We start from the raw sequence: 12234 nt of genomic DNA, 5'->3' as shown, positions 1-12234 counted from the left end.
GCTCCCGGAGTTCTGAATGAGTGATGAAGGCATCCCGGAAATCCGGGGATTTAGGACCCGGGCGCTGGTCTGGCTGATGCACCGCTTCTTCCTCCTGAGGCGCGGCATGACGCTCGGCGTCCGGGCAGCGTGCTTCGACGCGGAAGGCCGCGTCTTCCTCGTCCGCCATACCTACGTGCCCGGCTGGTACATGCCGGGCGGCGGCATGGAAGTGCTCGAGACGGCGGCCGATGCGTTAAGGAAGGAGTTGCGGGAGGAAGGCAATCTCGAAATCCGCGGCGAGCCGGAACTCTTCCACGTCTACTTCAACCGCAACGCCAGCAAGCGCGACCACGTGCTGTTCTACCGGGTGATCGTGGAGCAGACGGCGCCGCGCGCACCCGACAGGGAGATCGCCGAGGGCGGTTTCTTCGCCTTGGATGCCCTGCCGAAGGACACGACCAGCGCGACGCGGAGAAGGCTTAAGGAGCTCAGCGGGGAGGCGGAGAAGTCGGATTATTGGTGAACGTCGGCGACAGGCTCATTGTCGACCGTAAAATTGACACCCATCATCAGGAGCCTGGCCAGCGCCAGCGCCGATTCCATAGTGAGACCGCCGCTGATCTGAATCGTCCTCGTTTCCATATGATTCAGTACGTAGGGAGAGCTTAGAAGCTTGCCATCGGCTCGAAGATGGATCTGCTTGCCGATATTGCGGGCGCTGAACATGGCGGCATGCGTGGAACTCGCCGGCGTGAACGTTATTTTCACGATCGGCCTGCCGTCCCTCTGGTCCAACGCGGGAACGGCCTCCTGAATATGGAGCTGGATCGTTTCCGCGCCAGCTACGCTGGGCATGGCCAGCGCCAGGCCGAGGCCTATCAGCAATTTCGCCTTCATGCGCTCCTCCTGTCGAAGTCGGGTTGTCAGGCCGCCTGCTTCAACTTCTCCCGCCCGTGCGGCGCATCGAGATCGATCGCCGGGCCGACAGGCACGATGCCGGTCGGATTGATGGCCCGGTGGCTCTGGTAATAGTGGTTCTTGATGTGGAAGAGATTGCAGGTCCCGGCCACGCCCGGGTGCTGGTAGAGGTCGCGGAGGTAGCCTGAGAGATTGGGGTAGTCGGCAATGCGGCGGATGTTGCACTTGAAATGGCCGACATAGACCGGATCGAAGCGCAGCAGCGTGGTGAAGAGCCGCCAGTCGGCCTCGGTCAGGCGGTCGCCGAAAAGGTATCGGCTGCCAGAGAGGCGCTTTTCCAGCATGTCCAGCGTTTCGAACAGACGGGTGACGGCTTCTTCGTAGGCCTCCTGCGCGGTCGCGAAACCGGCCTTGTAGACGCCGTTGTTGACGGTGTCGTAGACGACGGCGTTGAGCGCATCGATGTCGCCGCGCAGCTCCGCCGGGTAATAGTCCGCCGTCGAGCCGGTCACCTTGTCGAAGGCGCCGTTGAACATGCGGATGATTTCCGCGCTCTCGTTGGAGACGATCGTCTGTTGCTGTTTGTCCCACAGGACCGGCACCGTGACGCGGCCGGTATAGTTCGGGTCGGCCTTCTGGTAGATCTGATAGAGGTAGTCGAGGTCGTAGAGATCGTCGCCGGTGGCACCGTCGCGCTTCTTGAATTCCCAGCCGTTTTCCAGCATCAGATAATCGACGACGGAGACGGAGATCAGGTCTTCCAGTTTCTTCAGCTTGCGGAAGATCAGCGTGCGATGCGCCCAGGGGCAGGCATAGGAGACGTAGAGGTGGTAACGTCCGGGCTCCGCCTTGAAGCCCTCCTTGCCGGAGAGACCAGCGGAACCGTCGGCCGTCACCCAATTGCGGAACTGAGATTCCGCCCGTTTGAAATGGCCCTTGCTTTCCTTCGTGTCGTACCAGACGTCGTGCCATTTTCCATCGACGAGCATGCCCATGGCGGTCTCCTTCGGGTTCCTTTCGCAGAAAGATACGGCAGCCGTGGGAGATTACGAGACAGGAATTTATGAACGCTCTGTTTTTGCATTGGACGCGGCCACATTTTCCTGCTAGGTCGCTTTCCGCAATTTGGAGACGAACCTCTCTCATGACCGAAGCACGGGCACTGCGACGACGCTGATCTTAAGACCAGGACGCCATGAACGGCGTCATCGAGATCACTTGTCCTGTCCGCTCTTTATCTTACGGCTTCAGTCTCTCCATGCATAAGCACAACCTCCAGCCAAAGCACGAACTCGTCTACCTCACCGAGGACGCGTCTCATGACGCCGTCATCGAACTCATCAATGCGGAAGCCTTCGGCCCCGGCCGACATGCCCGCGCCGCAGCCCGCATCCGCGAGCAGGGGCCGCATGACCGGTCGCTCTCCTTCGTCTGCACCGACGATGGCGAGACGATCGCTTCGGTCCGGATGACGCCGGTGCTGGCGGGCGGTGTGAAAGGGCATCTGCTCGGGCCGCTCGCCGTCCGGCCGTCGCACAAGAACCGGGGCATCGGCCGTGAACTGGTGCGGATCGCGATCGAGGCTGCCAAACGCAAAGGGTCCGAGGCGGTGATCCTCGTCGGCGACCCGCCCTATTATGGCCCGCTCGGCTTCGAGAAGGTCGCCTACAACGCGCTGGAATTCCCGGGACCGGTCGATCCGGCCCGCGTTCTCGTCGTGCCGATTGCGGAAGATGTGCATTCCCGGCTGAAGGGAACAATCGGCTGGCGCGCCTAGGACAATTCCATTAAGCCCTATGCATGGGCCGGCAATGATTGCGGGCGATACTCGCCAACTCAGGGGATGGGGCAATGACGGCGATCACCATGGACGAGGCGCTCAACCGCGCGGGGGCCGGGACTTACCAGCGGCGATTGATGGGGATATTCGGCCTCGTCTGGACGGCGGATGCGATGCAGGTCCTGGCTGTCGGCTTCACTGCGGCGTCGATCGCGGCGACCTTCGGGCTGACGGTGCCGCAGGCGCTGCAGACCGGCACGGTCTTCTTCCTCGGCATGCTGCTCGGCGCGATCGGCTTCGGCAGGCTCGCCGACAGGATCGGCCGCCGGCAGGTGCTGATCGTCACCGTGGCCTGCGATGCGCTGTTCGGCACGCTTTCGATCTTCGCGCCCGATTTCACCATCCTGCTCGTGCTCCGCTTCCTGACGGGTGCGGCCGTCGGCGGCACGCTTCCCGTCGATTACGCCATGATGGCGGAATTCCTGCCGGCGAAGAACCGCGGCCACTGGCTGGTGCTGCTCGAAGGGTTCTGGGCCGTCGGCACGCTGATCGTCGCGCTCGCGGCCTGGGCGGCGAGCCTTGCGGAAGTGGCGGATGCGTGGCGCTACATCTTCGCGGTCACCGCGCTTCCCGCGATCATCGGCATCGGCCTGCGCTTCCTCGTGCCCGAATCGCCGCTCTATCTGATGCGTTCCGGCCGGGGAGACGAGGCCAAGGCGATCGTCGACCGGATGCTGGTCGTCAACGGCCATGCGAAACTTCCGGCCGAGACCGGCCTCGTCACGCCCCCGCCGGTCCAGGCAAGCGGTATCTTCTCCGGCGAACTGCGCCAGCGCAGCATGATGATCCTGGCGATCTGGTTCCTCGTCTCCGTCTCCTATTACGGCGTCTTCACCTGGATGCCGGCGAGGCTCGCGGGCGAAGGCTTCGGCTTCGTGCGTGGTTACGGGTTCCTGGTCCTGGTGGCACTCGCCCAGCTTCCGGGTTATGCGCTTGCGGCCTACGGAGTCGAGAAATGGGGTCGCAAGCCGACGCTGATCGGCTTCTGCCTGCTCTCCGCCCTCGGTTGCCTGCTCTTCGTCATGGCGCCCTTCGCTCTCCTGATCGGGATTTCGCTGCTGGTCATGAGCTTTGCGCTGCTCGGCACCTGGGGCGCGCTCTATGCCTATACGCCGGAACTCTATCCGACGACGTCGCGCGCAACCGGCATGGGGGCGGCCGGCGCCATGGCTCGGCTCGGCGGGCTGCTCGCCCCGTCGCTGGTGGGCTATGTCGTCGCGCAGGGTTTCGGGCTGACGATCGGCATCTTCGCCGGGCTGCTGGTGGTCGCCGCGCTCGCAGCGACACTGATCAATACGGAGACGCGCGAGGCTTCGCTCGCCTGAGATCCCCGGGGAAATTCAGAACCGCTTTTCCAGCCACGTCACCGCATGGCCTCCCGCGAGGCCCTTCAGGCTGCCGATCTCGTTATAGCCCTGCTTCAGGTAGAGCCTGAGCGCCTGCGGGTTCATCGTGTCGATATAGGCGCCGATGCAGCCGCGGGCGCGGGCCTCGGCCTCCGCCATGTCCAGCATGCGGGCGGCAAGCCCCCGGCCGCGCAGCTCTGCGGGGACGTAAAGCATGGCGATATAGAGCCAGCCACGGCCGGTATAGCCGGTCAATCCCCCGACGATCTTGCCGCCGTCACCGTAGAGCGGCACGGCGAGCTCCCGGCGGTCGCTCTGCCCGAAGGTCGCGACATTATAGGCTTTCAGCCGGTCGAGGATGATCTCCTCTTCCCCGGAAGCGAGGCCTTCGGTGAGTTTCAGCTCGATATCCATGCGCTCTGTTCCATCCGGGAGATTTGAGGGCGAATGGATAACCTAAAGCGCCTTTTTGAGGAAGGTGCGGGTGCGGCCCTTCGGAAAATCCGGCAGTTCGCCGAAGATCTCGTAGCCCTGGCGCATATAGGCCTTGCGGGCGAGGGGGCTGAACGTATCGATCCATGCGCCGTGGCAGCCGCGGGCGCGGGCTTCATTCTCCGCTTCCGCTAGCAGCCTGCCGGCCATGCCGCCGCCCCGCAGCGCTTCCGGGATGAAGAGCCACTGGGTGAAGAGCCAGCCCCAGGCGGTATAGCCCGACAATCCGCCGATCACGCTACCTTCGACATCGCGAATCAGCACGGCGAGGAGCCTGCGCTCCGACGGACCGACATCGGCCTCGTTGAAGGCGGAGAGACCTTCGCCGATCGCAGCCAGTTCGTCGGCCGAGGGCGAGGCCGTCACTTCCAATCCGGACATGCGCTCACCGACCTTCGCGCCACCACATGGCCGAGACGGCGAAGAGCAGGGCGGCGAGGCCGGCAAAGCCGGCAAACAGCGGTAGCGTGTTGATGCCGCGCAGCACGGTCTCGTCGGTGAGGCGGATCACCAGGCGGTCCGGATCGCTGACGCGCACCTCGCCGCGCACCGGCAGGATATCCGGCAGCGATACGCCGCTTCCCGAGGCGACGCGGGTGACGAGGCCCCTGGTCTTTTCGGCATAGGGTTTCAGCGTCTCCTCGGTCGAAATCATCGCCTTGAACTCCGGCGCATCCACCGTGCCGACATGCACGAGGGTGGAGAACTCGCCGTTCGTGACCTCGAAAAGGCCCGTCTCCTCCATGCGGCGCTCCAGCCGGTATTGGCCGGGACCGGATGCGGCCATCGGCACCGTCTCGGTGCGGCCGGACGGATAGCGGATCGTGGCAGGGCCGGGATCGTCGCCGATCGTCTGACGGGTCGCTTCCAGCGTACGGCCGACGGCGCGGGCGGTCAGCGCCTCTTCCTCGAGCTCCGGCTCCTTCATCAGCCAATGGGCGATGCGGCGATAGAGCGAGACATGCGGGCCGCCGCCTTCGAAGCCGCGCGCCCAGAGCCAGCCCTGATCGGAGAGCAGCATGGCGACGCGGCCCTCGCCCTGCCGGTTGAGGACGAGGAGGGGGCGGTCGCCGTCGCCTTCCATGACCGTCTGCCCTTGCGGCGTGCCCACGTCGATCGTGCGGAACCAGCGGCCCCAGGCGGGCGGATTCTGGTTCGATCCGTCGAGCCCGCGGGTGACCGGGTGCTTCTGGCCGGCTTCGGAAAGATGGGGGAAAAACGCTGCATTGTGGACATTGCCGGTCGGTGCGGCGGGCAGGACCTGTTCCAGCGGCGTCGAGGCGATCGAATCCTCGCCCGCATGTTCGGGGCCGGCGGCGATCAGCAGCGCGCCGCCGTTCTGCACGTACTGGGCGATGTAATCGTAATAGAGGATCGGCAGGACGCCGCGGTGCTTGTAGCGGTCGAAGATGATCAGGTCGAAATCCTTGATCTTCTCGACGAACAGCTCACGGGTCGGAAAGGCGATCAGCGACAGTTCGTTGATCGGGGTACCGTCCTGCTTTTCCGGGGGGCGCAGGATGGTGAAATGCACGAGGTCGACGGAGGCGTCGGACTTCAACAGGTTGCGCCATGCGCGCTCGCCCGCATGCGGCTCGCCGGAGACGAGCAGGACGCGCAGGTTCTGGCGGATGCCGTCGATGACATGGACGGCGCGGTTGTTGGCGGTCGTGACCTCGCCCGGAAGCTCGGCGACCGAGAACTCCATGACGTTGTTGCCGCCGCGCGCGACGGTGAAGGAGAAGGGCGTCTCGGTGCCGGGCGTCGCCTGGAGCGTGGCGATCTGCTGGCCGTTCATGCGCACCGTCACCTCGGCCGTGCCGCCATTGGAGCGGCCGTCGTCGAAGACGCGCAGCGTCAGCTCCTGCTCTTCGCCGACAATCCCGAAGCGGGGCGCGCGCACCACTTCGACGCGGCGGTCGAACTCGTCCGGCTGGCCGGTGATGAGGCCGTGGACGGGAGCGTTGAAGCCGAGGTCCTGGTTGACGCCGGGGAGGTCGTGGATCTGGCCGTCGGTCAGGAAGACCGCGCCGCCGATGCGGGCCGGCGGAACGTCGGAGATCGCCGAGCGGAGCGCCGTGAAAAGCTTGGTCGCAGGCGTATCGGAATCGCCGTCGTCGTCGACTTCGACGACGCGGGTCTCGATGCGCGGATAGCGCGAGAAACGGTCCTGGAGACTTGCAAGCGCTTCGTCGGTCTGCTCCCGGCGCTCGGCGGTATCCTGGCTTTGGGAGCGGTCGACGATGACCGGCACGATGGTCGAGAGCGGCTCGCGATCCTCCTGCGTCAGCATCGGGTTGGCGAGCGCCAGAAGCAGGGCGGCGAGCGCCAGCGTGCGCAGCGTGGCACCCCGGACGCCGCGCCAGAAGCCGAGCGCGGCGAGGATCAGCGCGAACACGCCGATGCCGGCAAGGATCGGCCAGGAGAAGAAGGGTGCGAATTCGATGGTCATGAGGCTTTCCCTTCATCTGGGAGGGAAACTACGTTTAGACAGACCGAGCCGCGAACTCCCATTGATCTCCCCCTCAAGGGGGGAGATCGGCGAGACGCACCGCGTTGCCACGCAAACCGGACCTGCGTATCGACTGCCGGAAAACAGGATCGAAGGACAGTGACGGACGAGAGGCAATTGACCATATGCGACTGCTCCCTACTGGCCGAGCCGTTCGAGGAGCGCCGGCACGTGCACCTGGTCGGCTTTGTAATTGCCGGTCAGCATGTACATCATGATGTTGACGCCGGCGCGGTAGGCGTATTCGCGCTGCATCTCGTCCGGCGGCACGGTCGGCAGGACGGGCGCGCCCTGAGGGTCGATCGCCCAGGCGCCGGCGAAGTCGTTGCCGGTGATGAGGAGCGGCGTCACGCCGTCGCCCGTGGAGGAGAGCTGCGCACCGGACGCCCTCGCATCCTGCCGGGCCTCGACCCAGAGGGGGCTGCCGGTATAGCGGCCGGGGAAGTTGGTCAGCAGGTAGAAGGAGCGCGTGAGGACGTGATCCTCCGGTGTCGGCTCCAGCGGCGGAATGTCGATATTGGCAAGGATCGCCTGCAGGCGTTCGCCGTTCGGCGTCGTTCCGCCGCCGTCGAGCGCCGAATACTGGTCGCGGGTATCGAAGAGCACGGTGCCGCCGTTGCGCATATACGCATCGATGCGGGAGATCGCAGCCTGCGACGGCATGGGCGCATTGGCGGAGATCGGCCAGTAGATGATCGGATAGAAGGAGAGCTCGTCCTTGGTGATGTCGAGGCCGACCGGCGCGCCGGGCTCGAGCGTCGTGCGGTAGGTGAGGAACTGGCTCAGGCCTTCGAGGCCCTCTTCGGAGAGCTTGTCGACATCCGTTTCTCCGGTGACGACATAGGCAAGATGGGTGGTGTCGAGCCGTTCGAGAACCTGCTCGTCGCCGGGCTTGGACCCCGCGCCCGGCTGCATCTCCTGCGCTTGACCCTGGCCGGGCGCGAGGGCGAGGAGACCGAAGGCGAGGGCGGCGATCGCGGCCGTGGCGGCGCCACGGCTCGGGCGAGGGCCACGCGGAATGCGGGAGAAGGCGCCGTTCATGAAGAGCACGACGAGGCTGTCGAGCACCAGCAGCGCGAAGGCGGCGGCGAACAGGGCCGGGCGGAGCGAGACGGCTTCGCCGCCCGCAAGACCCTCGCGGGCGATCGGCCGGCCGGCGGCAGCCGGATCGAAGGGGGCGATGACGGTGCCGGGGGCGAGCAGGTTGACGGCGGTGAAGCCGTCCTCCGTGCCGTAGAGGCCGGGCGGGTGGTCGAAGCTTGCGACCGGCGTCTGACCGGCGGCGATCGGGATCGGCCGCGCCGTGCCGGTCTCGGTGGTCAGGATGCCGTCGGCCGTCAGAAGACGATAGGGCGGCAGCGTCGCGGCGGCCGCGCCATCGGTGCCGGAGCCGGAGGAGGCCGCGCCGCCGGCGCGGGCGAGTTGCACGAGACGGCGCAGCATCTCGACGAAATTGCCGGAGAGCGGCAGGTTCGACCAGGTCGCCTCGGCGCTCGTGTGGAAGAGCACGATGCGGCCGGCTTCGACCTCCTTCTCGGTGATGAGAGGCGTGCCGTCGGCAAGGCTTGCCCAGGTGCGCTCCGCAAGATCCGGCGTTGGCTCGGCAAGCACCTGGCGGGTGACGGTGATGTCGGCCGCGCGCGGCAGGCCGGCAAAGGGGCCGAAACTCGGGAAGTCGGCGAGCGACTGCGGCTCCGACCAGGACATGGCGCCGCCCAGTGCGCGCTCGCCCTGGCGCAGGATGACCGGCACGAGCGGATCGTCGGCGGGAGCGGCGGCAAGGCGCGGGCCGGCGAAGCGGATCAGCGTGCCGCCGCGGGAAATCCATTGCTGCAGCGGCGCGTAGGTCTCGGCCGGCAGGCGTCCGACGTCGGCCATGATGATGGCGGACGGATTGCCTTCGAGGATCTGCGGGATGGAGACGGAAAGATCGGCCGTGTTCGGCTGGATGATGTCCGCATAGGGCTGCAGCGCGCGGCTGATGTAGTAGAGCGGCTGGAGGAGCGGCTGGAAATCGCTGCCGCTTTCGCCGGCGATGAGCGCGACGCGGCGGCGCTTGAAGCCGTCGTCGAGAAGATGCGCGGCGCCCGCGGTCGCAAGGCCTTCGACGCCGAGGCGGGCGAAATCGTTGCGCAGCTCGAAGGGCGAGGTGATCTCTGCCGTTGCCGTCGCAGCGCCGGCAGAGAATTCCAGCGTGCCGGCGGCGAGCGCACGGCCCTGCGTGTCGAGCGCGTTGACGGTCAATTGCTGCGGCGCAGCTCTCGAAAGCCGGGTCGCGGTGACCGACATGGCGCCGGCATTGTTCACCGCGTCGGTGATCGCAACCGCACTGCGTCCGTCGCCTTCGATGAGGCGCATTTCGGTCGGCGAGAGCGCTGCGAGCGCAGACATGGCCTGATCGTCGTCCGGGGCGGCCATGCCGTCGGAGAGGATGGCGAGCGTACCGGGGCGCGTGCCGTTCATGGCTTCGCTGACGGCTTCGGCGGCGCGGGCACGGTCCGGCACGAGAGGTCTGGGGCTGGCGGCAGCGAGCTTGTCGCGGGCGGCGGCGGCGGTGCCCGGCACCGGCTCGTGGCTGGCATCGGCGGTGAAGGCGATCGAGACGGGCACGTCGGCGCTTTCGGCGTCGTCGATCAGGAGGTTGGCGGTCTGGACGCGGCGCTCCCAATCGGCGGCGGTCGCCCAGCCGTTATCCACGACGAGCACGAGCGGCCCGCCGGAATTCAACGAACTGGCGCGCGGGTTCATGACGGGATCGGCGATCGCCAGGATCACGGCGGCGGCAAGCAGCATGCGCAGAAGCGTCAGCCACCAGGGGCTTTTCGACGGCGCCTCCTCGCGCTTCAGAACGCTGGCGAGAATCCTCAACGGCGGAAAGACTTCCGCTTTCGGACGCGGCGGCGTGAGGCGCAAGAGCCACCAGATGACCGGCAGCGCGACGAGGCCGAAGAGAATGGCGGGATTTGCGAAAGCGAGCGCGCTCATCATGGCCGTTCTCCGCTTGGCCGGCGCGCCGGCATGCCGGACAGATAGCCGTGCACGGCGACCAGCGCCTCGGATGCAAGATGGTCGGTCCGGTGGAAGACGAAGCTCCAGGCTAGCCGGCGCAGCCCCTCGCCGAGCGCCTCGCGGCGGGCGAGATAGGCGCGCTGGTAGTCCTCGCGGATCATTTCGGCGCGGCCGGAGACGAGCTTCTCGCCGGTTTCCGGATCGGTGAATTCGGTATGGCCGGTATAGGGGAAGGTCTCCTCGGCCGGGTCTGCGATCTCGACCACGTGGCCGCGCAGGCCCCTGCGGCCGAGCGGCGTGATGCGCTCCATCACCTTGTCGGCGTCGTCGAGGAAATCGCCGATGAGCACGATATCGCTGTGGCCGCGGATCATGGCGGTTTCGGGCAGGCCGGTGGTCGGCGGCGCATGCATGATGGCGGCCGCGAGGCGCTCGGCGGCGTTGCGGGCCGAGACCGGCTCCATGATGCCCGGACATCCGATCCGCTCGCCGGAGCGGGCAAGGATTTCGGCAAGCGCCAGCATCAGCACCAGCGCGCGGCTTTCCTTGGAGACGAGGGCGAGCGTCGATTTGTACATCATCGACGGCGACATGTCGGCCCAGAGCCAGACGGTGTGGGCTGCTTCCCATTCGCGGTCGCGGACGTAGGTATGGTCGTCGCGGGCGGAGCGGCGCCAGTCGATGCGCGACAGGCTTTCGCCCTCCGCATAGGGCCGGAACTGCCAGAAATTCTCGCCGATGCCGCGCTTGCGGCGCCCGTGCCAGCCGGCGATCACCGTATTGGCGATGCGCTTTGCCTCCACCATGCAGTCCGGCACCAGGATGGCACGCGCCTGGGCGCGGGAGAGGACTTCGCTACTCGGTGTCTGCTCTACGATCTGGCCGATGGATGCCACGCATTGTCCTTTCTGAGCCGGCGGACGTTACCCGCGAGCCTGCTTCACCAGGCCGGCGATGACGTCGCGCACCGACATGCCTTCGGCGCGCGCCGCGAATGTAAGCGCCATGCGGTGCTCGAGAACCGGCTCGGCAAGCGCATAGACGTCATCGAGCGACGGGGCGAGGCGGCCTTCGTAAAGGGCGCGGGCGCGGGCCGTCAGCATCAGCGACTGACCGGCGCGCGGGCCCGGACCCCAGGCGACATGCTTGTCGGTGGTGGCATTGCCATGGCCGGGGCGGGCGGAGCGTACCAGCGAGAGGATCGCGTCGACCACCTTGTCGCTTACCGGCATCTGGCGGATGAGGACCTGGATTTCCTGAAGGTGGGCCGCATCGATGATGCCGCGCGGCTTTGCTTCCGAAAGGCCGGTCGTCTCAAGCAGGATCTGCCGCTCGGCGGCGAGTTCCGGATAGAGCACGTCGACCTGCAGGAGGAAACGGTCGAGCTGGGCCTCGGGAAGCGGGTAGGTGCCTTCCTGCTCCAGCGGGTTCTGGGTCGCGAGCACGTGGAACGGAGCTGGCAGATCGTAGCGCTGGCCGGCGACGGTGATGTGGTATTCCTGCATGGACTGCAAGAGCGCCGACTGGGTGCGCGGCGAGGCGCGGTTGATCTCGTCGGCCATCAGGAGCTGGGCAAAGACCGGACCTTTGACGAAGCGGAAGGAGCGGCGGCCCGTCTCGTCGGTGTCCATGACTTCCGAGCCGAGGATATCCGAGGGCATCAGGTCCGGGGTGAACTGGATGCGGTTGGAGCCGAGGCCGAGGACCGAGCCGAGCGTCGCGACGAGCTTGGTCTTGGCCAGGCCCGGCACGCCGACGAGCAGTGCATGACCGCCGGAAAGAACGGCCAGGAGGGTATTCTCGACCACCTTTTCCTGACCGAAGATCACCTTGGCGACTTCGGTGCGGATGGCGGCGATATCGGAAAGCGCGTTTTCGGCAGCGGCGATGATGGCTTTCTCATCGAGGACGGTTTCGGTGGAATTCATCATGCCCATGTCGCTCTCCATCAATCAGAACCGGCAGGCTTTCCAAGACCGGACGTCATTGCCCGGCGGCGAATCGCTGCGCTGCAGCACGCGCCTCATCCGATCAAACTTATTCCCCGAAATATGGCTGACAAGCACGTTTCGAATGACTATCTCGTGAGGAACAATTGCTTGCGTGAATGATTACGGGCGAACCGGGACTGAAAG

11 protein-coding genes are annotated in these 12234 nt (G+C 66.1%); 3 read left to right on the top strand and 8 right to left on the bottom strand.

From position 1 onward, the window contains the following. The first annotated feature begins 16 nt into the window (after positions 1-16). Complete coding sequence (locus ACMGE0_RS05635) at positions 17-505, top strand: NUDIX domain-containing protein (protein ID WP_436814879.1); 489 nt, start codon at positions 17-19, stop codon at positions 503-505. Here ACMGE0_RS05635 and ACMGE0_RS05630 read toward each other — a convergent pair. Both ACMGE0_RS05630 and ACMGE0_RS05625 read right to left on the bottom strand, forming a co-directional pair. Beyond that, positions 496-879, bottom strand: coding sequence for a SecDF P1 head subdomain-containing protein (locus ACMGE0_RS05630; protein WP_436814878.1), 384 nt, complete (start codon positions 877-879; stop codon positions 496-498). The genes ACMGE0_RS05635 and ACMGE0_RS05630 overlap by 10 nt on opposite strands. Positions 880-905: 26 nt before the next feature. After that, entirely contained in the window at positions 906-1895 is a 990-nt protein-coding gene (locus tag ACMGE0_RS05625) for a glutathione S-transferase family protein (RefSeq protein ID WP_436814877.1), read from the bottom strand. A gap of 263 nt (positions 1896-2158) precedes the next feature. Between ACMGE0_RS05625 and ACMGE0_RS05620 the strand changes: the two genes are divergently transcribed. Continuing rightward, positions 2159-2677: a GNAT family N-acetyltransferase gene (locus ACMGE0_RS05620; protein ID WP_436815069.1), complete on the top strand. Its 519-nt coding sequence runs from the start codon at positions 2159-2161 to the stop codon at positions 2675-2677. 74 nt (positions 2678-2751) lie between these two features. After that, the gene (locus tag ACMGE0_RS05615) at positions 2752-4065 is read left to right on the top strand and encodes an MFS transporter (protein WP_436814876.1); all 1314 of its coding nucleotides are present in this window, start codon (positions 2752-2754) and stop codon (positions 4063-4065) included. A gap of 15 nt (positions 4066-4080) precedes the next feature. Here the strand turns inward: ACMGE0_RS05615 and ACMGE0_RS05610 are convergent, their stop codons facing one another. From ACMGE0_RS05610 to ACMGE0_RS05585, 6 genes are all read right to left on the bottom strand, one after another. Next, entirely contained in the window at positions 4081-4500 is a 420-nt protein-coding gene (locus ACMGE0_RS05610; RefSeq protein WP_436814875.1) for a GNAT family N-acetyltransferase, read from the bottom strand. Positions 4501-4542: 42 nt separating this feature from the next. Further along, positions 4543-4959, bottom strand: coding sequence for a GNAT family N-acetyltransferase (locus tag ACMGE0_RS05605; RefSeq protein WP_436814874.1), 417 nt, complete (start codon positions 4957-4959; stop codon positions 4543-4545). A 4-nt stretch (positions 4960-4963) separates the two neighbouring features. Continuing rightward, positions 4964-7030, bottom strand: coding sequence for a hypothetical protein (locus ACMGE0_RS05600; protein ID WP_436814873.1), 2067 nt, complete (start codon positions 7028-7030; stop codon positions 4964-4966). 198 nt (positions 7031-7228) lie between these two features. Beyond that, positions 7229-10075, bottom strand: coding sequence for a DUF4159 domain-containing protein (locus ACMGE0_RS05595; protein ID WP_436815068.1), 2847 nt, complete (start codon positions 10073-10075; stop codon positions 7229-7231). Continuing rightward, the gene (locus ACMGE0_RS05590; RefSeq protein WP_436814872.1) at positions 10075-10995 is read right to left on the bottom strand and encodes a DUF58 domain-containing protein; all 921 of its coding nucleotides are present in this window, start codon (positions 10993-10995) and stop codon (positions 10075-10077) included. The genes ACMGE0_RS05595 and ACMGE0_RS05590 overlap by 1 nt, the downstream gene beginning before the upstream one ends. A 27-nt stretch (positions 10996-11022) precedes the next feature. After that, a complete protein-coding gene (locus ACMGE0_RS05585) occupies positions 11023-12036 on the bottom strand; it encodes an AAA family ATPase (protein WP_436814871.1) in 1014 nt (337 codons plus the stop codon). Between the last annotated feature and the right edge of the window lie 198 nt (positions 12037-12234).

Source organism: Neorhizobium descurainiae (assembly GCF_051400715.1).
Taxonomy (GTDB): domain Bacteria; phylum Pseudomonadota; class Alphaproteobacteria; order Rhizobiales; family Rhizobiaceae; genus Neorhizobium.
Note: the sequence above shows the minus strand (reverse complement) of the source record. Positions and strands in the feature narration are given on the sequence as shown.

Bases quoted from the DNA above. Each gene is read 5' to 3' on its own strand.
- ACMGE0_RS05635 (WP_436814879.1), top strand. From the start codon at position 17: ATGAGTGATGAAGGCATCCCGGAAATCCGGGGATTTAGGACCCGGGCG.
- ACMGE0_RS05630 (WP_436814878.1), bottom strand. From the start codon at position 879: ATGAAGGCGAAATTGCTGATAGGCCTCGGCCTGGCGCTGGCCATGCCC.
- ACMGE0_RS05625 (WP_436814877.1), bottom strand. From the start codon at position 1,895: ATGGGCATGCTCGTCGATGGAAAATGGCACGACGTCTGGTACGACACG.
- ACMGE0_RS05620 (WP_436815069.1), top strand. From the start codon at position 2,159: ATGCATAAGCACAACCTCCAGCCAAAGCACGAACTCGTCTACCTCACC.
- ACMGE0_RS05615 (WP_436814876.1), top strand. From the start codon at position 2,752: ATGACGGCGATCACCATGGACGAGGCGCTCAACCGCGCGGGGGCCGGG.
- ACMGE0_RS05610 (WP_436814875.1), bottom strand. From the start codon at position 4,500: ATGGATATCGAGCTGAAACTCACCGAAGGCCTCGCTTCCGGGGAAGAG.
- ACMGE0_RS05605 (WP_436814874.1), bottom strand. From the start codon at position 4,959: ATGTCCGGATTGGAAGTGACGGCCTCGCCCTCGGCCGACGAACTGGCT.
- ACMGE0_RS05600 (WP_436814873.1), bottom strand. From the start codon at position 7,030: ATGACCATCGAATTCGCACCCTTCTTCTCCTGGCCGATCCTTGCCGGC.
- ACMGE0_RS05595 (WP_436815068.1), bottom strand. From the start codon at position 10,075: ATGAGCGCGCTCGCTTTCGCAAATCCCGCCATTCTCTTCGGCCTCGTC.
- ACMGE0_RS05585 (WP_436814871.1), bottom strand. From the start codon at position 12,036: ATGGGCATGATGAATTCCACCGAAACCGTCCTCGATGAGAAAGCCATC.